17 protein-coding genes, 2 rRNA genes and 1 pseudogene are annotated in these 22,532 nt (G+C 74.1%); 15 read left to right on the forward strand and 5 right to left on the reverse strand.

What is annotated here, in order from left to right; all coding sequences use genetic code 11:
* The 4 genes and pseudogenes from ACLJTM_RS26585 to ACLJTM_RS26600 all read left to right on the forward strand — a co-directional run.
* A 23S ribosomal RNA gene (locus tag ACLJTM_RS26585) occupies window positions 1-96 on the forward strand; the annotation flags it as partial.
* A 106-nt stretch (window positions 97-202) separates the two neighbouring features.
* A 5S ribosomal RNA gene (gene rrf / locus ACLJTM_RS26590) occupies window positions 203-319 on the forward strand.
* Window positions 320-487: 168 nt separating this feature from the next.
* Window positions 488-1,075: pseudogene (locus ACLJTM_RS26595) on the forward strand (RNA helicase); the annotation flags it as partial.
* 1,038 nt (window positions 1,076-2,113) lie between these two features.
* Entirely contained in the window at window positions 2,114-3,007 is an 894-nt protein-coding gene (locus ACLJTM_RS26600) for a hypothetical protein (protein WP_411106624.1), read from the forward strand.
* 88 nt (window positions 3,008-3,095) lie between these two features.
* Here the strand turns inward: ACLJTM_RS26600 and ACLJTM_RS26605 are convergent, their stop codons facing one another.
* The gene (locus ACLJTM_RS26605) at window positions 3,096-4,367 is read right to left on the reverse strand and encodes a DUF1015 family protein (protein WP_411106271.1); all 1,272 of its coding nucleotides are present in this window, start codon (window positions 4,365-4,367) and stop codon (window positions 3,096-3,098) included.
* An 88-nt stretch (window positions 4,368-4,455) separates the two neighbouring features.
* Here ACLJTM_RS26605 and ACLJTM_RS26610 point away from each other — a divergent pair, with 88 nt between their 5' ends.
* Genes ACLJTM_RS26610 through ACLJTM_RS26625 form a run of 4 tightly spaced genes read left to right on the forward strand, consistent with a single transcriptional unit; the run spans window position 4,456 to window position 8,642 of the window.
* Window positions 4,456-5,520 carry an HAD-IIA family hydrolase gene (locus tag ACLJTM_RS26610; protein ID WP_411106272.1) on the forward strand — a complete coding sequence of 355 codons (1,065 nt, stop codon included), beginning with the start codon at window positions 4,456-4,458 and terminating at the stop codon, window positions 5,518-5,520.
* A 46-nt stretch (window positions 5,521-5,566) separates the two neighbouring features.
* Window positions 5,567-6,637, forward strand: a complete 1,071-nt coding sequence (locus tag ACLJTM_RS26615; protein WP_411106273.1) for a FecCD family ABC transporter permease — start codon at window positions 5,567-5,569, stop codon at window positions 6,635-6,637.
* The gene (locus tag ACLJTM_RS26620; RefSeq protein ID WP_411106274.1) at window positions 6,634-7,737 is read left to right on the forward strand and encodes a FecCD family ABC transporter permease; all 1,104 of its coding nucleotides are present in this window, start codon (window positions 6,634-6,636) and stop codon (window positions 7,735-7,737) included. The genes ACLJTM_RS26615 and ACLJTM_RS26620 overlap by 4 nt, the downstream gene beginning before the upstream one ends.
* Window positions 7,734-8,642 (forward strand): ABC transporter ATP-binding protein, encoded by a 909-nt coding sequence (locus ACLJTM_RS26625; protein ID WP_411106275.1) that lies wholly within the window; start codon window positions 7,734-7,736, stop codon window positions 8,640-8,642. Before ACLJTM_RS26620 ends, ACLJTM_RS26625 begins: the two co-directional genes overlap by 4 nt.
* Window positions 8,643-8,665: 23 nt before the next feature.
* Here the strand turns inward: ACLJTM_RS26625 and ACLJTM_RS26630 are convergent, their stop codons facing one another.
* Window positions 8,666-9,013 carry an SCP2 sterol-binding domain-containing protein gene (locus ACLJTM_RS26630; protein ID WP_411106276.1) on the reverse strand — a complete coding sequence of 116 codons (348 nt, stop codon included), beginning with the start codon at window positions 9,011-9,013 and terminating at the stop codon, window positions 8,666-8,668.
* 66 nt (window positions 9,014-9,079) lie between these two features.
* Between ACLJTM_RS26630 and ACLJTM_RS26635 the strand changes: the two genes are divergently transcribed.
* The 5 genes from ACLJTM_RS26635 (at window position 9,080) to ACLJTM_RS26655 (ending at window position 14,470) form a co-directional block, all read left to right on the forward strand.
* Window positions 9,080-9,424, forward strand: coding sequence for a hypothetical protein (locus ACLJTM_RS26635; protein WP_411106277.1), 345 nt, complete (start codon window positions 9,080-9,082; stop codon window positions 9,422-9,424).
* A 7-nt stretch (window positions 9,425-9,431) separates the two neighbouring features.
* Entirely contained in the window at window positions 9,432-10,247 is an 816-nt protein-coding gene (locus ACLJTM_RS26640; RefSeq protein WP_411106278.1) for a TlyA family RNA methyltransferase, read from the forward strand.
* Window positions 10,244-11,200, forward strand: a complete 957-nt coding sequence (locus ACLJTM_RS26645; protein ID WP_411106279.1) for an NAD kinase — start codon at window positions 10,244-10,246, stop codon at window positions 11,198-11,200. Before ACLJTM_RS26640 ends, ACLJTM_RS26645 begins: the two co-directional genes overlap by 4 nt.
* A 118-nt stretch (window positions 11,201-11,318) precedes the next feature.
* Complete coding sequence (recN, locus tag ACLJTM_RS26650; RefSeq protein ID WP_411106625.1) at window positions 11,319-13,043, forward strand: DNA repair protein RecN; 1,725 nt, start codon at window positions 11,319-11,321, stop codon at window positions 13,041-13,043.
* Between the two features lie 323 nt (window positions 13,044-13,366).
* Complete coding sequence (locus ACLJTM_RS26655; protein WP_411106280.1) at window positions 13,367-14,470, forward strand: glycosyltransferase family 4 protein; 1,104 nt, start codon at window positions 13,367-13,369, stop codon at window positions 14,468-14,470.
* Between the two features lie 23 nt (window positions 14,471-14,493).
* On the opposite strand, the gene ACLJTM_RS26660 is transcribed toward ACLJTM_RS26655, so the two are convergent.
* From ACLJTM_RS26660 to ACLJTM_RS26670, 3 genes are all read right to left on the reverse strand, one after another.
* Complete coding sequence (locus ACLJTM_RS26660) at window positions 14,494-16,137, reverse strand: PucR family transcriptional regulator (protein WP_411106281.1); 1,644 nt, start codon at window positions 16,135-16,137, stop codon at window positions 14,494-14,496.
* A gap of 22 nt (window positions 16,138-16,159) precedes the next feature.
* Window positions 16,160-17,542, reverse strand: a complete 1,383-nt coding sequence (locus ACLJTM_RS26665; RefSeq protein ID WP_411106282.1) for an FAD-binding oxidoreductase — start codon at window positions 17,540-17,542, stop codon at window positions 16,160-16,162.
* 191 nt (window positions 17,543-17,733) lie between these two features.
* Entirely contained in the window at window positions 17,734-19,563 is a 1,830-nt protein-coding gene (locus tag ACLJTM_RS26670; RefSeq protein ID WP_411106626.1) for a glycoside hydrolase family 15 protein, read from the reverse strand.
* A gap of 472 nt (window positions 19,564-20,035) precedes the next feature.
* Here ACLJTM_RS26670 and ACLJTM_RS26675 point away from each other — a divergent pair, with 472 nt between their 5' ends.
* Complete coding sequence (locus ACLJTM_RS26675) at window positions 20,036-21,673, forward strand: CTP synthase (protein ID WP_411106283.1); 1,638 nt, start codon at window positions 20,036-20,038, stop codon at window positions 21,671-21,673.
* Window positions 21,674-21,749: 76 nt separating this feature from the next.
* Window positions 21,750-22,388, forward strand: a complete 639-nt coding sequence (locus tag ACLJTM_RS26680) for an NUDIX domain-containing protein (protein WP_411106284.1) — start codon at window positions 21,750-21,752, stop codon at window positions 22,386-22,388.
* Window positions 22,389-22,532 lie beyond the last annotated feature (144 nt).

Raw genomic sequence — 22,532 nt, forward strand, 5'->3', positions numbered from 1 at the left:
TAAGGCTCCCAGTAGACGACTGGGTTGATAGGCCAGATGTGGAAGCCCGGTAACGGGTGAAGCTGACTGGTACTAATAGGCCGAGGGCTTGTCCTCAGTTGCTCGCGTCCACTGTGTTAGTTCTGAAGCAACGAACAGTTGCTGGTTTCTAGAGCTGGAACACAACTACAAAGTGTGCTTGTTCGCTCGAAACCGATAGGGTTTCGGTGGTCATAGCGTTAGGGAAACGCCCGGTTACATTCCGAACCCGGAAGCTAAGCCTTTCAGCGCCGATGGTACTGCAGGGGGGACCCTGTGGGAGAGTAGGACGCCGCCGAACAATCTTTCAAAGGACCCCTGGTCCAGCGTTCAACGCTGGACCAGGGGTCTTTTTTGTTTTTGACCTCATTACGCCGAAGCGCGGCCATGGGTTGGTTGCGCGAGAATGACTAGCGGTACCCCGAAGACAGGAGTCACACCCATGTCCAACTCTCCCGACGATCGTCCGGAGCGCGAGCCTCGGCGCAACGACGGCGGTGACAGGGGCGGCTACCGCGGGGGCCGTGACGACCGTGGTGGCGACCGTCCTCCCTTCCGTCGTGACGACCGTGGTGGCCGCCCCTCCGGCGGCGCCGGCGGCAGCTTCCGCCGTGACGACCGCGGCGGCCGGCCGGCCGGTGCCGGCAGCGGTGGCGGCGGTTTCCGTCGCGATGACCGCGGTGGCGACCGCCCGTCCTACCCCCGTCGTGAAGACGACCGCGGTGGGCGTCCCTCCGGCGGTGGCGGCGGTTTCCGCCGTGACGACCGTGGCGGGGACCGTCCGTCCTTCCCGCGCCGCGATGACCGCGGTGAGCGTCCCTCCGGCGGCGGTGGCGGCTTCCGCCGCGACGACCGCGGTGGCGACCGTCCCTCCTACCCCCGTCGTGACGACCGGGGCGGCAGCGACCGTCCGTCCTACCCGCGCCGTGACGACGACCGCGGTGGCTTCCGCGGTGGGCGTGACGACCGCGGCGGCGACCGCCCGTCCTACCCGCGCCGCGACGACCGCGGCGGCAGCGACCGTCCCTCCTTCCCGCGCCGCGACGACCGGGGCGGCAGCGACCGTCCGTCCTACCCGCGTCGTGACGACCGCGGCGGCAGCGACCGTCCGTCGTTCCGTCGGGACGACCGCGGTGAGCGTCCCGCCGGCGGTGGCGGCGGCTTCCGTCGCGATGACCGCGGTGGCGACCGCCCGTCCTACCCCCGTCGTGAGGACGACCGCGGTGGGCGTCCCTCCGGCGGTGGCGGCGGCTTCCGCCGTGACGACCGTGGCGGGGACCGTCCGTCCTACCCGCGCCGCGATGACCGCGGTGAGCGTCCCTCCGGCGGCGGTGGCGGCTTCCGCCGCGACGACCGCGGTGGCGACCGTCCCTCCTACCCCCGTCGTGACGACCGGGGCGGCAGCGACCGTCCGTCGTACCCGCGCCGTGACGACGACCGCGGTGGCTTCCGCGGTGGGCGTGACGATCGCGGCGGCGACCGCCCGTCCTACCCGCGCCGTGACGACCGCGGCGGCAGCGACCGTCCCTCCTTCCGTCGGGACGACCGCGGTGAGCGTCCCACCGGCGGTGGCGGCGGTTTCCGCCGTGACGACCGCGGTGGGGACCGTCCGTCGTACCCGCGCCGTGACGACGACCGCGGTGGTTTCCGCGGTGGGCGTGACGACCGTGGCGGCGACCGCCCGTCCTACCCGCGCCGTGACGACCGCGGCGGCAGCGACCGTCCGTCCTTCGGTCGGGACGACCGCGGTGGCGACCGTCCCTCCTACCCCCGTCGTGACGACCGGGGCGGCAGCGACCGTCCGTCGTACCCGCGCCGTGACGACGACCGCGGTGGTTTCCGCGGTGGGCGTGACGACCGTGGCGGCGACCGCCCGTCCTACCCGCGCCGCGACGACCGCGGCGGTGACCGTGGCGGGTTCCGCGGTGGCCGTGACGACCGCGGCGGTGACCGCGGCGGCTACCGGGGTGGCCGCGACGACCGCGGCGGCGACCGCGAGTACCGTGCCGACCGCGACCGGGACCCGGTCAAGCGGCTCCCCATCGACGAGGACGTCACCGGCTTCGAAATCGACGCCGACGTCCGGCAGGAGCTCCTGAGCCTCCCCAAGGGCCTGGCCGAGGAAGTCTCCAAGAACCTGGTCATGGTCGCCCGGCTGATCGACGAGGACCCGGAGCAGGCGTACGCGTACTCGCGCATCGCCCTGCGGCTGGCCTCCCGCGTCGCCGCCGTGCGTGAGGCCGCCGGTTTCGCCGCGTACGCCACGCAGAAGTACAGCGAGGCGCTCGCGGAGTTCCGTGCCGCCAAGCGCATGACCGGCTCCGTCGAGCTGTGGCCCGTCATGGCCGACTGCGAGCGCGGCCTCAGCCGTCCGGAGCGGGCGCTGGCCATGGCCGGAGAGCCCGAGGTGCAGAAGCTGGACAAGGCCGGCCAGGTCGAGATGCGTCTCGTCGCCGCCGGCGCCCGCCGGGACATGGGGCAGCTGGAAGCCGCCATCGTGACCCTGCAGAGCCCGGAGCTCGCTTCCAGCGCCGTACAGCCCTGGACCGCGCGCCTGCGGTACGCCTACGCCGATGCCCTGCTGGCGGCCGGTCGCGAGGACGAGGCGCGTGAGTGGTTCGCGAAGACCATCGAGGCGGACAAGGACGGGGCGATGGATGCCTCCGACCGGCTCGCCGAGCTGGACGGGGTCGAGTTCGTCGACGCCTCCTCGATGGACGACGAGGACGACGACGAGGACGCGGCCGAGGTCGCGGCCGCCGAGCGGGCCTCCGACGTGGCCGAGTACTACGACGAGGACGACGACGAGTACGAGCCCCTCGAAGACGAGGCCGGCCCGGACGAGGACGACAAGGACGACGAGGACGACCGGGACGGCGACGCCGGCGACCGGCGGGAGGGCTTCGACGCCGATGCCGACGCCGACCTCACCGACGAGGTCGTCGTCCTTGAGGACGACGAGCCGGAGACGGACCGCGACAAGGGCTGAGCGCCCCTGACGCCCCGGTGACACCGGAAAGGGCGGCGCCCCCCAAGGGGGCGCCGCCCTTTCCCCTGTCCGGAACAGGTCCTGCGGTTCAGTGCAGGCTGCGCAGGACCAGGCCGGTGGCCGGTTTGGGGCCGAAGGAGGTGGACTTGCGGGGCATGGTGACGCCCTGGCGGGCCAGGTCCCGGACGACGTCCTCCCGTACGGGGTGCAGCAGGACGGCGGTGCCGCCGTGCCGCTCCGCCATGGCGACCGTGGACGCCGCGTCGTGGATGTACGCGATGTGCTCGGGGGCGTCGGGGACGTCCCACAGGGCGTCGAGCAGCGTGGCGTGCAGCACGGTGGCGTCCAGGCGGCGCCAGGCCTCCGGGCGGTCGCGGCGGACGGTGCGTTCGAGGAGGTCCAGCGCGGGGTCGGTGACCAGGTGGAATCGGCCGTCGCCCGCAAGGAGGAAGGCGTTGCCGCGTTCCGAGGCGTCGGCGAGCGCTTCCATGGCGAGGGGCAGCGGCCCGTCGACGGGGCGCACCCGGAAGTGCCCGTCGAGGGCGGCGAGGGCGTCCGCGACCGGCAGGCGGCGCAGCATCCGGTGGATGGCGCGGACCTGAAGCGGGTAGCGGGCGGTGTCCACGAGGAGGACCAGGCCGAAGTCCCACGGAGTCGGGGAGCCGTGCTCCTCCTGGAGTCGCAGGTACGTGGCCCAGCGGTGGTGCCCGTCGGCGATGAGTGCCTGACGGTGTCCCAGGTCGGCGGTGACGGCGGCCAGTTCGGCGGGATCCGTGACGGCCCACAGGCGGTGGCGGAAGCCGTCCTCGGTGGTGGTCTCCAGCAGCGGGGCCCGCCGGGCCGCCGCGGCGACGATTCCGGCCGCCGCTGCCTCCGGCTCCTCGCTGCGGTAGGTCAGCAGGAGGGGCTCGAGGTTGGCGGAGGTGGCCCGCATCAGCCCGGCCCGGTCGGTGACCACGTCCGGCATGACGTCCTCGTGGGGCAGGACGATGCCCGCGTCGGCCGGGGACAGGGCGAGGGCGCCGATGATGCCGCGCTGGAGCAGGCCGGCCCGGCACTGCTCGTACACGTACAGCGCGGGTTCGGTGTCGGCGCTGAGGACGCCCTCGGTGAGCCAGGCGCGCAGGGTGTGCGCGGCCTGCTCGTTGCGGGCGGCGGGGGTGGCCGCCTGGGGGAGGATCAGGCGGACGATGTTGTGCGGGTCGGCGGATTCGAGGTAGTCGACTCCGTCGGGGCGTACGACCACGTCGTAGGGCGGCGAGGTGACGGCCGCCAGGCTGCCGACACGCTCGGGGTCGTAGCGCAGGCCATGGAACGGGATCAGGCGCAGTCCATGGTCCGCGGTGCCAGATGTGGTCATTGCTGCATGGTAAGACCCGCATTGCGGTACGCGATGATCGGGGGAGTACGGAAATCGGACAAGATCGATCCCATGAGGAGCGGCCAGGATGACCCGGCAGAGCAGGACCAGTCCCTCGGCGAGCGAGCGGAATCTGCACCAGGCGTACGACACGGCCCTGCTGGACCTCGACGGGGTGGTGTACGCGGGCGGTGAGGCCATCGCGCACGCCGTGGAGTCCCTTGCCGCGGCCCGCGAGGACGGGATGCACCTCGCGTATGTGACGAACAATGCGCTGCGGACTCCGGACGCGGTGGCCGGGCACCTGACCGAGCTGGGCATCCCGACCGAGGCGGGCGAGGTGATCACTTCGGCGCAGGCGGTGGCCCGGCTGATCGCCGACCAGGTGGAGCCCGGGGCGAAGGTGCTGGTCGTCGGCGGGGAGGGGCTGCGGGTCGCGCTGCGCGAACGCGGCCTGGAGCCGGTGGACTCCGCCGACGAGGAGGGGCTGGCGGCGGTCGTGCAGGGGTACGGGGGGCCCGACCTCGCGTGGGGCCGGTTCGCGGAGGCCGCGTATGCCGTGAACCGGGGGGTGCCCTGGTACGCCTCGAACACCGACCTCACGATCCCGGGGGCGCGCGGGATCGCGCCGGGCAACGGGGCCGCGGTGGAGGTCGTACGGATCGCCACGGGCGCCGAGCCGCAGGTGGCGGGCAAGCCGCTGCCTCCGATGCACCGGGAGACCGTGCTGCGGACCGGGGCGAAGCGGCCGCTGGTGGTGGGGGACCGGCTGGACACCGACATCGAGGGCGCTTTCAACGGGGAGGTGGACTCCCTGCTGGTGCTGACCGGGGTGACCGACGCGGCGCAGCTGCTGCGGGCCGAGCCGAGGCACCGGCCGACCTATATGGACCGGGACCTGAGGGGGCTGCTGACGGGGCAGCCGCAGGTACGCGAGGAGGGCGGGTCCTGGGAGTGCGGCGGCTGGAGTGCGGCGGCGCAGGACGGCGTGCTGCGGCTGAGCGGCGGCGCCCCGGCGGCGGGCGGGCAGGCCGGATCGACGGCGGATCCCCTCGACGGGCTGCGGGCGCTGTGCGCTGCGGCGTGGACGGATGCCGGCGACGGGGTGTGCGAGCTGGACGCGCAGGAGGCGCTCGGGCAGTTGGGGCTCTGAGCCGTCCGGGGGAGGGGAAACCGGCCAGTTAGGTTAACCTAACTCGGTGTTGGTTGAGAGTCCCCCCGAATCCGAACCGGGCGCGGCGCCGGATCCAGGCGCCCGTCCGCACCGTCCGCACCGTCCGCGTCGTGCCGCCCGCAGTGCCGGGCTGCTGGCGGCCTTCGCCCTGCTGGCGCTGATCGCGGTGGCGAGCATCGCCGTGGGCGCCAAGCAGATGCCCCTGGACCAGGTCTGGCACGGCCTGTTCGCCTACGCGGGGACGTCCTCCGACGTGGTGGTGCGCGACCTGCGGGTGCCGCGCACCCTGCTGGGGCTGCTGGTGGGCCTCGGCCTCGGGCTCTCCGGCGCGGTGATGCAGGCGCTGACCCGCAACCCGCTGGCCGAGCCCGGGATCCTCGGCGTCAATGCGGGCGCCGCCGCCGCCGTCGTCTCCGCGATCAGCTTCTTCGGCGCGAACTCGCTGAGCGCGTTCGTGTGGTGGGCGCTGCTGGGCGCCGCCGTCGTCTCGGTGGCCGTGTACGTCCTCGGCGGCAGCCGCAGCGCCACCCCGGTACGCCTGGCGCTCGCCGGTACCGCGGCCAGTGCGGCCCTGGTCGGCTACATCAACGCGGTCCAGCTGATGGACAGCACGGCACTGGACAAGCTGCGCTTCTGGACGGTGGGTTCGCTGGCCTCGGCGTCCATGGACACCGTCCGGCAGGTGGCGCCCTTCCTGCTGGCCGGCGCGGCCCTGGCGCTGGTGCTCGGCCGGCCGCTCAACGCGATGGCGCTGGGCGACGACACCGCGCGCGCCCTCGGCACCCACCTGACGCGGACCCGGGTCGCCGCCATGGCCGCCGTCACCCTGCTGTGCGGGGCGGCGACCGCCGCCTGCGGGCCGATCGTCTTCATCGGGCTGATGGTCCCGCACCTGGTCCGCGCCTTCACCGGGCCGGACATGCGCTGGGTGCTCGCGTACTCGGCGGTGCTCTCGCCCGCGCTGCTGCTCGGAGCCGACGTCATCGGCCGGGTCGTCACCCGGCCCGCGGAACTCCAGGTCGGCATCGTCACCGCCCTCATCGGCGGCCCCGTCTTCATCTACCTGGTGCGGCGCAAGAGGATGGCCCAGCTGTGACCTCGACTTCCGCACCGGACGACGCGCACACCGTCCGGGCCGCCCCCACCCGTCGGCCCGGACGGTCCGCGGCCCGGCTGCTGCGCCTGCCGGGCGGCCGGTCGCTGCGGGTGGAGCGGCGCGCCCTGGCCACCGGGGTGCTGCTGGCGCTCGCGGCCGCCGCGGCGGCCGTCCTGCTCATCGGCACCGGCGACTTCCCGATCGCCCCCATCGACGTCGTACGGACCCTGACCGGGGACGGCACCCCCGCCCACCAGTTCGTCGTCAACGAACTGCGGCTGCCCCGGGTCGTGGTCGCCCTGCTCGTCGGTGCAGCCCTCGGCATGGCCGGAGCCGTCTTCCAGTCGGTGTCGCGCAATCCGCTCGGCTCCCCGGACCTCCTCGGATTCGGCCACGGGTCGGTGGTCGGCGCGCTCGTCGTGATCATCCTGTTCCAGGGCGGAGCCACCGAGGTGGCCGTCGGGGCGCTGTGCGGCGGACTGCTGACCGGGATCGTCGTCTACCTGCTCGCCTACAAGCGGGGCATCCAGGGCTACCGGCTGGTGCTCGTCGGCATCGGCGCCTCAGCGGTGCTGATCGCCCTCATCCAGTACCTGCTCACCAAGGCCCAGGTGGTGGACGCCACGCGCGCCATGGTCTGGCTGACCGGTTCGCTCGCCGGCCGGGACTGGGCCCAGGTCAAGCCGCTGCTCGCGCTGTGCGCGGTGCTCTTCCCGCTGGTGCTCGCGCAGGGCCGGTCCGTGCGGATCATGCAGATGGGCGACGACGCCGCGTACGCCCTGGGGGTGCGGGTGGAGCGCACCCGGCTGCTGCTGATGTTCGCCGCGATCCTGCTCACCACCGCCGCGAGCGCGGCGGCCGGGCCCATCAGCTTCGTCGCGCTGGCCGCCCCGCAGCTGGCCCGACGGCTGACCCGCTCGCCCGGCGCCAACCTGATGACGGGCGCGCTGATGGGCTCGGTGCTGCTGCTGGTCTCCGACTGGGCCTCGCAGCGGGCCTTCGGAGCGGACCAGCTGCCGGTGGGCGTGGTGACCGGGCTGCTCGGCGGCGTCTACCTACTGTGGCTGCTGGTCGCCGAGCGCAAGGCGGGACGGATATGACGGCGCCCGACACCGCCGGGACCGCCGGGCCCGCCGGGCCCGCCCGCCCCGCCGTGACCGAGCCGCGCCGTGCGGCGCGCAACCCTCTGAGGAGTACCCCCGTGCAGCGGCTGACCGCGCAGAACGTCACCCTCGGCTATGACCAGCGGGTCATCGCCGAGAACCTGTCGGTGGACATCCCCGACCACTCCTTCACGGTGATCGTCGGACCCAACGCCTGCGGGAAGTCCACCCTGCTGCGCGCCCTGTCCAGGATGCTGAGGCCCACCGCGGGACGGGTGCTGCTGGACGGTCAGGCCATCGCGTCGCTGCCCGCGAAGAAGGTCGCCAGGACCCTGGGCCTGCTGCCGCAGTCCTCCATCGCGCCCGACGGCATCACGGTGGCCGACCTGGTCGCGCGCGGCCGCCACCCCCACCAGGGGCTGCTGCGGCAGTGGTCGCCCGAGGACGAGCGGATCGTGGCCGAGTCGATGGCCGCGACCGGGGTCGGCGACCTCGCCGACCGGGCCGTGGACGAACTGTCCGGCGGACAGCGCCAGCGCGTGTGGATCGCGATGGCGCTCGCCCAGCAGACCCCGCTGCTGCTGCTCGACGAGCCGACGACGTACCTGGACATCCAGCACCAGATCGATGTGCTGGACCTGTGCGCCGATCTCCACGAGGAGCAGGGCCGGACCCTGGTCGCGGTGCTGCACGACCTCAACCACGCCGCCCGCTACGCCACCCACCTGATCGCGATGCGCAGCGGCAAGGTGGTCGCCGAGGGGCCGCCCGCCGAGGTGGTCACCGCCGGCCTCGTGGAGGAGGTGTTCGGGCTGCGCTGCCAGATCATCGAGGACCCGGAGACGGGCACGCCGCTGGTGGTCCCGGCGGCGCGCAGGGCCCGTACGAGGACCCCCGTCTGAGACCGCCCGGCCGGACAGCCGCCCTAGAGCAGGCTCTTGAGCCGGAGCAGGTCGCGGAAGCCGGCTTCCAGCTTCACCCGGCCCGAGGCCCAGGCCTTCGCGAAGTTCAGTTCGCCCGCGACCATCGCGACCAGGTCGTCGCCGGCCATCGCCAGGCGGATCTCGGCCTTCTGCGCGGGCGGGCCCGCGGCGACCGCGTCCACCCGGATCCGGCCGTCTTCGAGGCGGCCCGTGAACGTCTGGTCCAGGTCGGTGATGTGGCAGCTCAGGGAGCGGTCGAGCGCCGCCGCGCCGCGGACGCCGCCGTCCGCGCGGGCGAGGTTGCCGGAGAGTCGGTCGAGTGCGTCACGGCACTCCTGGATCGTAGCCATCGTGATCACGACCGTACCGCAGAGCCGTGCGCGCGGGCGGCGGGCGCTTCGCGGTAGCGTCGGGGCATGACCGACGAAGAGCCGGGCCCGGGACCGTACGCACCCCCGGCGACCGCTGCGGGCGCCGCGGGCGGGGCTCCGGCCGGGGCTGCTTCCGCGACGGCCTGCGAGGGTTCCTCGACCGCCGAGGCGGCCGGCCCCGAGCCCTCCGGGCCCGCGCCGCTGGGCCTCGTCCGCACCCCCACCGGCCATACCGGGGTGGATGCCGCGCTGGCACGGCTGGCCGAGGCGGACCACCTGGCGGCGGACGGACACCTCGCGGTGTACGAGGATGTCCACCGGGGGCTGCGCTCCGCGCTGACCGCGCTGGACGCACCTCCCGCCCCCGGTCCGTACGAAAACAGGAGCTGAACCGAACGTGGCAGGAGTGGCACGCCGCCGCCTGGACGCCGAACTGGTACGCCGCAGCATGGCCCGCTCGCGGGAGCACGCCGCGCAGCTGATCGCCGCGGGCCGGGTGACCGTGGGCGGCACCACCGCGACCAAGGCCGCCACCCAGGTCGAGACCAGTGCGGCCCTGGTGGTCCTCAAGGACGACAGCGACCCGGACTACGTCTCGCGCGGCGGCCACAAGCTCGCCGGCGCGCTCGCGGCCTTCACGCCGCAGGGGCTGCGCGTGCAGGGCCGCCGGGCGCTGGACGCCGGGGCCTCCACCGGCGGGTTCACCGACGTACTGCTGCGCGCGGGCGTGGCGCACGTCGTGGCCGTGGACGTCGGCTACGGGCAGCTCGCCTGGGCCCTGCAGAGCGACGAACGGGTCACCGTCAAGGACCGTACGAACGTGCGCGAGCTGACGCTGGAGCAGATCGACGGGATCCCGGCGGACCTGGTCGTCGGCGACCTGTCCTTCATCTCCATCGGCCTGGTCCTGCCGGCGCTGGTGCAGTGCACCGCGCCCGATGCGGACCTGGTGCTGATGGTGAAGCCGCAGTTCGAGGTGGGCAAGGACCGGCTGGGCAGCGGCGGGGTGGTCCGCAGCCCGGAGCTGCGGGCCGAGGCCGTCCGCGAGGTCGCGGCCCGGGCGCACCGGCTCGGCCTGGGCGTGCTCGGGGTGACCGCCAGTCCGCTGCCGGGGCCGTCGGGCAACGTCGAGTACTTTCTGTGGCTGCGGGCGGGGGCACCGGCCCTCGACCCGGCGGATGTTGACCGTGCCGTGGCGGAGGGGCCGCAGTGACTGATTCATCAGGTGCACCGGATTCATCGGAGACGTCGGCCTCCGCGGCCTCGGGGCGGCGGCCGCGGACCGTCTTCCTGCTCGCGCACACCGGGAGGCCCGCGGCCATCCGCAGCGCCGAGCTGGTCGTGAAGGGCTTGCTGCGGTCCGGGCTGGGGGTGCGGGTCTTCGCCCACGAGGCGGTGGACCTCCCGCTGCCGCCGCAGGTGGAGCTGGTCACCGGGTCCACCCCCGCGGTGCTCGACGGCTGTGAGCTGCTGATCGTGCTGGGCGGGGACGGGACCCTGCTGCGGGGCGCGGAGTTCGCCCGGGCCTCGGGGGTGCCGATGCTCGGCGTCAACCTGGGCCGGGTGGGGTTCCTCGCCGAGGCCGAGCGGGACGACCTGGACAAGGTCGTGGACCGGGTGGTGACGCGGGAGTACGAGGTCGAGGAGCGGATGACCCTCGATGTGATCGTGCGCACCAACGGCGACGTGGTCCACCAGGACTGGGCGCTGAACGAGGCCGCCGTCCAGAAGGTGTCCCCGGAGCGGATGCTGGAGGTGGTCCTGGAGATCGACGGGCGCCCGGTGTCCGGCTTCGGCTGCGACGGGATCGTCTGCGCGACCCCGACAGGCTCCACCGCGTACGCGTTCTCCGCCGGCGGGCCGGTGGTGTGGCCCGAGGTGGAGGCCCTGCTGATGGTGCCGATCAGTGCGCACGCGCTGTTCGCGAAGCCGCTGGTGACCTCGCCGGACTCGGTGCTGGCCGTGGAGGTCCAGCCGGGCACCCCGCACGGGGTGCTGTGGTGCGACGGGCGCCGGATGCTGGAGCTGCCGGCCGGGGCCCGGGTGGAGGTACGGCGGGGCGCGGTGCCCGTACGGCTCGCCCGGCTGCACCACGCGTCCTTCACGGACCGGCTCGTCGCGAAGTTCGCGCTGCCGGTGTCCGGTTGGCGCGGCGCACCCCACTGACGGCCCGGCCCGGCGGCGCCCCCGCCCCCGCAATAGCACACCCGTGCGAAGGGAACGTGGCGGGTGACGTCACATGGCACCCATGAAACCTCGGTATCGTCGTCCCGTGCTTGAGGAGATGCGGATACGGTCGCTCGGGGTCATCGACGACGCGGTGGTCGAGCTGTCGCCCGGTTTCACCGCGGTGACCGGCGAGACCGGCGCGGGCAAGACGATGGTCGTCACCAGCCTCGGCCTGCTGCTGGGCGGGCGCGCCGACCCGGCCCTGGTACGGGTCGGGGCCAAAGCCGCGGTCGTCGAGGGCCGCATCGTCATGCCCGCCGACGCGCCCGCCGCGCTGCGCGCCGAGGAAGCCGGCGCCGAGCTCGACGACGGAGCCCTGCTGATCAGCCGGACCGTGTCCGCCGAGGGCCGTTCGCGCGCCCACGTCGGCGGCCGGTCCGTGCCCGTGGGCCTGCTCGCCGAGCTCGCGGACGACCTCGTCGCCGTCCACGGCCAGACCGACCAGCAGGGGCTGCTGCGGCCCGCCCGGCAGCGGCAGGCCCTCGACCGGTACGCCGGGGACGCCGTCGCGGTCCCGCTGGAGAAGTACGCCGCCGCCTACCGGCGGCTGCGCGCGGTCGCCGCCGAACTCGACACCCTCACCACCCGGGCCCGGGAACGGGCCCAGGAGGCGGACCTGCTGCGCTTCGGGCTCGACGAGGTCGCCGCCGTGGAGCCGGTGGCCGGCGAGGACACCGAGCTGGCGGCGGAGGCGGAGCGGCTCGGCCACGCCGAGGCGCTGGCCTCGGCGGCCCAGCTCGGCCACGCCGCGCTCGCCGGCAACCCCGAGGACCCGGAGGCCATCGACGCGAACACCCTCGTGGCGGGCGCCCACCGCGCCCTGGAGTCCGTACGCTCCCACGACCCGGCCCTGGGCGCGCTCGCCGAGCGGATCGGGGAACTGGGCATCCTGCTGGCCGACGTCGCCGGGGAGCTGGCGGGCTACGCCGACGACCTGGACGCCGATCCGCTGCGGCTGGCCGCGGTGGAGGAGCGCCGGGCGGCCCTGATCCAGCTGACGCGCAAGTACGGCACCGAGGGGACCGTCGACTCCGTGCTCCAGTGGGCCGAGCAGGGCGCGGCGCGGCTGCTGGAGCTCGACGGCGACGACGAGCGGATCGCCGACCTGACCGCCGAACGCGACGGGCTGCGCTCCGAACTGTCCCTGCTGGCCCAGGGCCTGACGGACGCCCGGGTGGAGGCGGCCACACGGTTCGCCTCCGCGGTGACCGAGGAACTGGCCTCCCTCGCGATGCCCCACGCCCGGGTGACCATCGACATCCGGCAGGCCGAGGACCCCGAGGGAGTGGAAGTGGACGGCCGTCCCGTCGCCTACGGCCCCTCGGGCACCGACGAGGTCGAGCTGCTGCTGGCCCCGCACCCCGGTGCCCAGCCGCGGCCGATCGCCAAGGGCGCCTCCGGCGGTGAGCTGTCCCGGGTGATGCTGGCCGTGGAGGTCGTCTTCGCCGGCTCCGACCCGGTGCCCACCTACCTCTTCGACGAGGTCGACGCGGGCGTCGGCGGCAAGGCGGCCGTCGAGGTGGGCCGGCGGCTCGCCAAGCTCGCCAAGTCCGCGCAAGTCGTGGTGGTCACCCACCTGCCGCAGGTCGCGGCCTTCGCCGACCGGCAGCTGCTGGTCGAGAAGACCAACGACGGCTCGGTCACCAGGAGCGGGGTCACCGTCCTGGAGGGCGAGGCCCGCATCCGCGAGCTGTCGCGCATGCTGGCCGGCCATGAGGACTCGGCCTCGGCTCGGGCGCACGCCGAGGAACTGCTGGCGGCGGCGCGCGCGGACGCCTGAGCGTCCGCGGGCCGGCCGCTCGCGGACGGACGGACGAACGGTGGAGGACGGATCCGGCCGGCCCGGAGCGGGCCCGCACGGCACGACGCGGAGGCGCGGGCCCGCGCCCCCGCGTCGCGCCGGCCGCCGCAGGCCGGCCGCCGCCCGGGCCCGTGCGGGGCGCACGCAGGGGCCGAGAGGACGCCGCGGTAGCCCGTGTGGGTGAGACGCGGGGGCGCGGGACGACAACCCGCACGGGATCCGCACCCGTATGGTCCCGGAACGCGCGTGCGGACTGGCATTCTTGGCGACGTCTCTGACCCCTCCCCCAGGAGCCTCGGCCCGTGAGCAGCTCCCCGGTCTCCCCTCCGGTCCCGGCCCAGCCCTACGGGCGGCCACCCCTTCGAACCGTCCAGGTGCTCGACGGCGCAGGCAGCAGCGCGCACGTCCGGTCCCTCACGACCGGGCTCGCCGCGCGCGGCGTACGGGTCACGGTGTGCGCGCCCGTCCGGGCGGAGGGGGAGTACGACTTCACCGCAGCAGGGGCGCAGTTCACGCCCGACGCGGTGAGCGCGCTGCGCGCCGCCTGCGCCGCCGCGGACGTCGTGCACGCGCACGGGGTACGGGCCGGGATGCGGGCCGCACTGGCCCTGCGCGGGCACCGGACGCCGCTGGTGGTGAGCTGGCACGGCGACGGCCCCGCGGCCCGCGGCGCGCTCGGCCGGCTGGCCGGGCTGCTGGAACGCCGGGTGGCGAAGGCCGCCGCGGTGGTCCTGGGCGCCTCCTCCGACCAGGTGGACCAGGCCCGGCTGCGCGGAGCGCGGGACGCACGGCTGGCGCCGGTGGCGGTACCGGCGGCCCCGGCGGCGCCCGACGAGGCGGCCAAGGCGCGGGCCGAACTCGGCGCGGTGGAACGGCCCCTGCTGGTCGCCGTGGGCAGCCTGGTGCCGCACCGCGGCTACTCCGTCCTGCTCGACGCGGCCCGGGAGTGGCGGGACCTGGACCCGTCGCCGCTGCTGGTGATCGCCGGGGAGGGACCGCTGCGTGCGGGCTTGTCGCGGCGCATCGAGGCCGAGGCGCTGCCGGTGCGCCTGCTGGGGCGCCGCCGTGACGCGGCCCGGCTGCTGGCGGCCGCCGACGTCGCGGTGCTGCCGAGCCGCTGGGAGCCGCGGGCCCTGCTGGCGCAGGAGGCCCTGCGCGCCGGGGTGGCCCTGGTGGCCACGGAGGTCGGCGGGGTGCCCGAACTCGTCGGGGACGCGGCGGTCCTGGTCCCGTACGGAGACCCGGGAGCGCTCGCCCGGGCCGTCAGCGCCCTGCTCGCGGACCCCGGCCGGCGCGCCGACCTGGCCGCCGCGGGCCGCATCCAGGCGGCGACGTGGCCCTCGGAGGACGACACCGTCGCGCAGGTCCTGTCGGTGTACGACGAGCTGATGGAGCGCGCCCGCTAGCGGGCGCGCAGCCGGTCAGCCCGTCAGGAAGACGGGTCGGAGGCGGCTGCGGGCGCCACGTGGCGGCGGGCGCGCAGGGCCAGGCTCAGCGACAGCACCGTCTCCGGGTCGTCCAGGTCCGTGCCCAGCAGCTCCGCGATGCGGGCCAGCCGGTTGTACAGGGTCTGCCGGTTCAGGTGCAGTTCGCGGGCCGTCTCCGCCTTGCGGCCCGCGTGGGCCAGGTACGTCTCCAGGGTCGGCAGCAGCGGCGGGCGCGAGGCCAGGTCGTGGGTGCGCAGCGCGCCGATCGCCCGTTCCACGAAGGCCGCCAGGTCGGGCTGCTCGCGCAGCCGCCACAGCAGCAGGTCGATGTCGAGGCGCCGGGCGTCGTACCAGGGGCGGGCGGGGAGCCCGTGAGCCGCCGTGGCCGTCTCCGCCGCGTGCCGCAGACCCGCCGAGGCGGCCGCCCAGCCGCCCGCGACGCCGACGACCACGGCGGGCGGGGCCGCGGCGCGGTCGAGGCCGGCCCGTTCGACCCCGGCCCGCAGCGCCGCGGAGACCCGGTCCGCGACGGCCGTGCGCTCCGACTCCGCGCGCAGCGAGACCAGCAGCGGGACCCGGCCCTCGACGGGGCGCACGCCCAGCAGGACCGGCACGCCCACCGACGACAGCTCCTCCAGCACCGCCCGGGCCAGGACGGCCCAGTTGCCGGACGGCCCGAGGGCCGAGGACAGCCGCATGACCACCGGCAGCAGCGGACCCGCACCGGGCTTGAACCCCAGCACCCGGGCCTGGGCCGGTGCGTCCTCCGCCGAGATCCGGCCTTCGGCCAGGTCCGTCAGGAAGTCGCCGCGGCCCCGCGCCGCCAGCTCCTCCTCCTGCCGCGCCTGCATCAGCACCACCGCGAGGACCCCCGCCGTGCGCTCCGCCGCCATCCGGTGCACCGGGAGCAGGGGGGCCGAGACGCCGAGGAGGACGACCCGCGCGCGCACCGCGCCCGCGCCGTGGCCGCCGCCCGGCACGTCGACCACCACCGCGTGCCCCGAGGGCCCCGCCTCGCGCTGCCCGCGCAGGCCCTCCCACACCTGGAGCGGATCCGCGCCCGGGTCCCCGGCCGAGCTGCCGGCCGCGTACAGCAGCTGCCCGTCCGGGGTCTCCAGGAACACCGGGTTGCCGGTGAAGTCCGCCAGGATGCGCAGCACCTGGGGGATGCCGCCCCCGCCGAGGAGGGCCTCCGTACAGCGCCGGTGCACCTCCTCGGCGCGCTGGAGCAGCGCGTAGTGGTGGTTGACGATCTCGGTGTGGACCTCTTCCGTGACGGTGACGAAGGGGACCTCCCGGTGCAGCTGGACCAGGGGCAGGCCGGCGGCCTGCGCCGTCTCGACGATCGTCGCGGGCAGCCGGGTGAAGCGCGGGCCGAGCTCGACGACCAGCGCGGCGATCCCCCGGTCCGCGAGGCGGCGTACGAACGCCCGCTGCTCGGCGGGGCGCGTGCCCAGGCCCAGGCCCGTGGTCAGCAGCAGCTCGCCGCCCTTGAGCAGCGAGGCGATGTTCGGCACCTCGCCCGCGTGCACCCAGCGGACGGTCCGGCCCAGGCGGTCTGCGCAGGCCATCACCTCGGGCAGCCCGCTGCGCAGCCCCGGCAGCTCCAGTGCCCGCTGAACCGTGATCCCGCCCTGGTTGTCCATGTCGCGGGACGCTACCAGGGGGTCACGCGGGCGTGATGTTGTGGTTGAAGCGGAAGACGTTGTCCGGGTCGTACTGCCGTTTCACGGCCCGCAGCCGGCGCAGGTTCTCCTCTCCCATGCCCTGCGCCACGCGCTCCGCGCCCTCGTCGCCGGTGAAGTTGAGGTACACGGCCCCGCTGCTCCAGGGACGCACGTCGGCCCGCACCTCCTTGACCCAGCGGATGCACCGCTCGTCGTCGGCGGGGTCCTCCCAGATGCCGAAGGGGTGCACCGCCCAGGCGGAGTCCCGGTAGGGGACCGGGTACTGCGAGGGGCCGTCCGCGATGGCCCCGCCCAGCGGGAAGAGGATGTGCTGGGTGCCCGTCGGCACCGGCATGGTGCGGGCGCGGGCGCAGAACACCTCGACGAGCTCGTCCGGCAGCCCCGTGACGTACTCGGCGGACCAGTAGTTCCGCATCCCCGGCGGGTCGTCGATCATGCACTGGAGGTCCGCGTAGGGGAGGGCGGTGACCACCTCCACCTCGTGCGGCAGCTCCAGCAGCGGCCCGGCCAGTTTGCGCAGCGGCTCCAGCGGCCCGGCGTAGGTCAGCAGTACGCCGCAGAGCAGGGTGCCGACGAGGTGCGGCGGTACGAAGGGCTCCGGCGGGGCGGTCAGGTACAGCACGCCCCCGCCGGCCTCGACCGGGCCGTCGTCGAGGAGGTCCCGGAAGCGCCGGGCGGCCTCGGGCCCGTACGCGGGGGCGTACATCAGCATGGCCATGGACATGGCGGGCAGCTCGTGCAGGCGCAGCGTCAGGGAGGTCGCGACGCCGAAGTTGCCGCCGCCGCCGTGCAGGGCCCAGAACAGCTCCGGATGGTCCTCGGCGGTCGCGGTGACGGCCTCGCCGTCGGCGGTGACCAGGTCCACTCCCAGCAGGTTGTCGACCGCGAGGCCGAACTTGCGGTCCAGCCAGCCCGATCCGCCGCCCAGGACGAAACCGCCGACCCCCGTGGTGGAGGCCCGGCCGCCGGTCGTGGCCAGCCCGTACGGCTGGCAGGCCCGGTCCAGGTGGCTCATGGTGGCGCCGCCCTCCACGTGCACCGCCTTCGCCGCCGGATGGACCGTCACCTCGTGCATCCGGCGCAGGTCCACGACCAGGCCGCCGTCGTTGAGGGACATCCCGGCGACGCTGTGCCCGCCCCCGCGGACCGCGACCTTCAGGTCCAGTTCCCGCGCGAAGCGGACGGCGGTGACCACGTCGGCCGTGCTCTCGCACTGGGCGATGACGGCCGGCCTGCGGTCGATCATCCCGTTGAAGACCGCCCGGGCGCCGTCGTACCCCGCGTCGTCCGCGGTGATGACCTCACCGGCCAGATCCTCGCGGAGCGCGGCGAGTGCCGTGCCCGCCTTCGAGAAGGGCGCCATGGCTCCCCCTTCCGAGAAGGGCGTGGGACCCTTCCAGGGTAGGCGGAGGCGATCACCGGGGCACGGCGGCGCCGGCGGCCCGTCCAGGCGCCCCGGGCCGTCCCCTGCGGATCTCGTCGGGGCGCGGCCCGCCCGGCACGGCACCGCGCCGGACGACCCGGGCCGGGCCGACACGATCCGAGAAGGACGGCCTAGCCCCCGTACGCCCCGCTCGCCGTCAGCCGCAGCGCCGTGTCGATCAGCGGGACGTGGCTGAAGGCCTGGGGGAAGTTGCCCACCTGCCGCTGCAGCCGCGGGTCCCACTCCTCCGCCAGCAGCCCGAGGTCGTTGCGCAGCGAGAGCAGCCGCTCGAAGAGCCGCCGCGCCTCGTCCACCCGGCCGATCATCGCCAGGTCGTCGGCCATCCAGAACGAGCAGGCGAGGAACGCGCCCTCGTCGCCCTCCAGCCCGTCCACGCCGGCCTGCTCGCCGGCCGTCGGGTAGCGCAGGATGAAGCCGTCGGGGGTGGACAGCTCGCGCTGGATCGCCTCGATCGTGCCGATGACCCGCTTGTCGTCCGGCGGCAGGAAGCCCATCTGCGGGATCAGCAGCAGGGAGGCGTCCAGCTCCTTCGACCCGTAGGACTGGGTGAAGGTGTTGCGCTCCTTGTCGTAGCCCTTCTCGCAGACGTCCTGGTGGATCTCGTCGCGCAGTTCGCGCCAGCGCTCCAGCGGGCCGTCCGCGTCCCCGCTCTCGATCAGCTTGATCGTGCGGTCCACGGCCACCCAGGCCATGACCTTCGAGTGCACGAAGTGCCGGCGCGGACCGCGGACCTCCCAGATGCCCTCGTCGGGCTGGTCCCAGTGCGTCTCCAGGTAGCGGATCAGCTTCAGCTGGAGCAGCGAGGCGTAGTCGCTGCGGGCCAGGCCGGTCATGTGGCCCAGGTGCAGGGCCTCGGTGACCTCGCCGTACACGTCGAGCTGGAGCTGGCCCGCCGCGCCGTTGCCGACGCGGACCGGGCTGGAGTTCTCGTACCCGGGCAGCCAGTCCAGCTCGGTCTCGCCGAGCTCCCGCTCGCCCGCGATCCCGTACATGATCTGGAGGTTCTCCGGGTCGCCGGCCACCGCGCGCAGCAGCCACTCGCGCCAGGCGCGGGCCTCCTCGCGGTAGCCGGTGCGCAGCAGCGAGGACAGGGTGATGGCCGCGTCCCGCAGCCACGTGTAGCGGTAGTCCCAGTTGCGGACCCCGCCGATCTCCTCCGGCAGCGAGGTGGTCGGCGCGGCGACGATCCCGCCCGTGGGGCCGTACGTGAGGGCCTTGAGGGTGATCAGGGAGCGGACCACGGCCTCCCGGTAGGGCCCGTGGTAGGTGCACTGCTCCACCCAGTCGCGCCAGAACTCGTCGGTCGACCCGAGGGCGGCCTCGGCGTCCGGCAGTTCCGGCGCGCCCCGGTGGGAGGGCTGCCAGCTGATGCTGAAGGCCACCCGGTCGCCCGGGCCCACCGTGAAGTCGGAATAGGTCGTCAGGTCCTTGCCGTAGGTCTGCGCATCGGTGTCCAGCCAGATCGAGTCCGGGCCGGCCACGGCGACGGTGCGCCCGTCGACCTGGTGCACCCAGGGCACGACCCGGCCGTAGCTGAAGCGCATGCGCAGGGCGGAGTGCATCTTGACGCGTCCGGAGACGCCCTCCACGATGCGGATCAGCTGCGGCGCGTGGTCCTCGCGCGGCGGCATGAAATCGATCACGCGGACCGTGCCGCGCGGGGTGTCCCACTCGGACTCCAGCACCAGCGAGTCGCCGCGGTAGCGGCGGCGGGTGGCCCGCGGTGCCTCGGTGCCCGCCGGGAAGGCGGGTCCGATCCGCCAGAACCCGTGGTCCTCGGTGCCGAGGAGGCTCGCGAACACGGCATGGGAGTCGAAACGTGGCAGACACAACCAGTCCACCGCCCCGTCCCGGCAGACCAACGCCGCGGTCTGCATGTCCCCGATCAGTGCGTAATCCTCGATGCGCCCGGACACGTGCATCTCCAGTCGAACGGCCACGTCCGCCCCGAAGGGCGCTTGCATTGGGTGCGCTGTTGCGCGGTCTCCCGTGGGTGGGGAACTCCGCGCCGAGCCCATGATTCCGTATGCGGCGGTGTGAGGCCGTCTGCCGGACTGCTCGGCGGCGATGTGTGCAATATCCGAGCAGGATATGACGGCACCCTAGTGATCCCGCCAAGGCCCGGAAGAATGCGCCTCGGCCGATCGGGTGACCAGCGCATATGCGGGTCCGGCGGCCCGCGCGGTCCGCGCGCGCCGCGTGGCCGGAGGCGGACCGGCCCGGGCGCTGATAGGCTGGTACCCCGTGGACCGGTGGTCTGCCTGTGCGAACCAGGAACCCCGAAACCGCAGCTTCGGCGCCCCCTGAGACCCTTCCGGATCGACGGTGACCGGCGCCGGACGCACCTCACCTCGCGACCACGGGAGCCCCCTCTTGGCGACGCCGCCCGCTGCTTTTCGAAACAGCACAGCCATGACGACCAAGCACATCTTCGTCACCGGGGGTGTCGCTTCGTCCCTCGGCAAGGGCCTGACGGCCTCCAGCCTGGGTGCGCTGCTGAAGGCGCGCGGCCTGCGGGTCACGATGCAGAAGCTCGACCCGTACCTGAACGTCGACCCGGGCACCATGAACCCGTTCCAGCACGGCGAGGTGTTCGTCACCAACGACGGCGCCGAGACCGACCTGGACATCGGCCACTACGAGCGCTTCCTCGACGTGGACCTCGACGGCTCGGCCAACGTCACCACCGGCCAGGTCTACTCGCAGGTCATCGCCAAGGAGCGGCGCGGCGAGTACCTCGGCGACACCGTGCAGGTCATCCCGCACATCACCAACGAGATCAAGCACCGCATCCGCCGGATGGCCACCGCGGACGTCGACGTGGTCATCACCGAGGTCGGCGGCACCGTCGGCGACATCGAGTCGCTGCCCTTCCTGGAGACGGTCCGCCAAGTCCGCCACGAGGTCGGCCGCGACAACGTCTTCGTCGTGCACATCTCGCTGCTGCCCTACATCGGCCCCTCCGGCGAGCTGAAGACCAAGCCCACCCAGCACTCCGTCGCCGCCCTGCGCAACATCGGCATCCAGCCCGACGCGATCGTGCTGCGCGCCGACCGCGAGGTCCCCACCTCCATCAAGCGCAAGATCTCGCTGATGTGCGACGTGGACGAGGCAGCCGTGGTCGCGGCCATCGACGCCAAGTCGATCTACGACATCCCCAAGGTGCTGCACACCGAGGGCCTGGACGCGTACGTCGTCCGCAAGCTGGACCTGCCCTTCCGCGACGTCAACTGGACGGTGTGGGAGGACCTGCTCGACCGGGTCCACAACCCCGACCACGAGGTCAAGGTCGCGCTCGTCGGCAAGTACATCGACCTGCCCGACGCCTACCTGTCGGTGACCGAGGCGCTGCGCGCCGGCGGGTTCGCCAACAAGGCCCGCGTGCAGATCAAGTGGGTCGCCTCCGACGACTGCAAGACCCCGGCCGGCGCGGCCGCGGTGCTCGGCGACGTGGACGCGGTCTGCGTGCCCGGCGGCTTCGGCGACCGCGGCGTCAACGGCAAGGTCGGCGCGATCACCTACGCCCGCGAGAACCGGATCCCGCTGCTCGGCCTGTGCCTGGGCCTGCAGTGCGTGGTCATCGAGGCCGCGCGCAACCTCGCCGGCATCGAGGACGCCAACTCCACCGAGTTCGACGCCTCCACCCCGCACCCGGTGATCTCCACGATGGAGGAGCAGCTGGCCTTCGTCGAGGGCGCGGGCGACCTGGGCGGCACCATGCGCCTGGGCATGTACCCGGCGAAGCTCGCCGAGGGCTCCATCGTGCGCGAGGTCTACGGCGACCAGGCGTACGTGGACGAGCGCCACCGCCACCGCTACGAGGTCAACAACGCCTACCGCGGCGAGCTGGAGCAGAAGGCCGGCCTGGTCTTCTCCGGCACCTCCCCGGACAACAAGCTCGTCGAGTACGTCGAGTACCCGCGCGAGGTCCACCCCTACCTGGTGGCCACCCAGGCCCACCCGGAGCTGCGCTCGCGCCCGACCCGCCCGCACCCGCTCTTCGCGGGCCTGGTCAAGGCGGCCGTGGAGCGCCAGCAGTCCGCGAAGTGAGCGTCTGACCGCATACCGTAGACAGCCGGGGCACGCACGTGCCCCGGCTGTCGCGTTTCTCGGGAAGGTACGGGCCATGGCCATGGGCAACGACATCGTGGACACGCCGGAGTCGTGGGAGATCATCGCCTCGCGCACGCCGTTCGAGGGGGCGAAGACGGCGGTGCGTTCGGACCAGGTCCGGATGCCCGACCGGGCGGTGGTGCGCCGCGACTACCAGGTGCACCCCGGCTCGGTGTGCGTCCTGGCCCTCGACGAGCAGCAGCGGGTGCTGGTGCTCAAGCAGTTCCGGCACCCGGTGCGGCACCGGCTGTGGGAGCTCCCGGCGGGCCTGCTGGACGTGCCGGGGGAGAACCCGCTGCACGCCGCCCAGCGCGAGCTGTACGAGGAGGCGCACGTCAAGGCGGAGGACTGGCGGGTCCTGGCCGACTTCTTCAGCTCGCCGGGGGGCTCCGACGAGGCGGTGCGGATCTTCCTGGCGCGGGACCTGGCGGAGGCCGAGGGCGCGCGGTACGAGGTCTCCGAGGAGGAGGCCGACATGGAGATCGCCCGGGTCCCCCTCCAGGAGCTGGTGGCCGGCGTGCTGGCGGGCCGGCTCGGCAACCCGGGCCTGGTGACGGGCGTCCTGGCGCTGTCCGCGGCCCTGGCCTCCGGCGGCGCGGACTCCCTGCGCCCGGCCCTGGCCCCCTGGCCGGCCCGCCCGTACGAGGCGTAGCAGGCCGCGGGGGACCCGATGGGCCGCGGGGGCGGCGCCCGGGGCACGCTGGAGCCGCCGTCCGCCGCGCCGCCTCCGTACGGCCCCGGCGCGCCCCGCGGCGGCCGGCCGCGCCTGCCGTCGGCAGAAAAGCGGACCATCCGC

This window comes from Streptomyces sp. cmx-4-9 (genome assembly GCF_046548835.1).
Classification (GTDB): domain Bacteria; phylum Actinomycetota; class Actinomycetes; order Streptomycetales; family Streptomycetaceae; genus Streptomyces.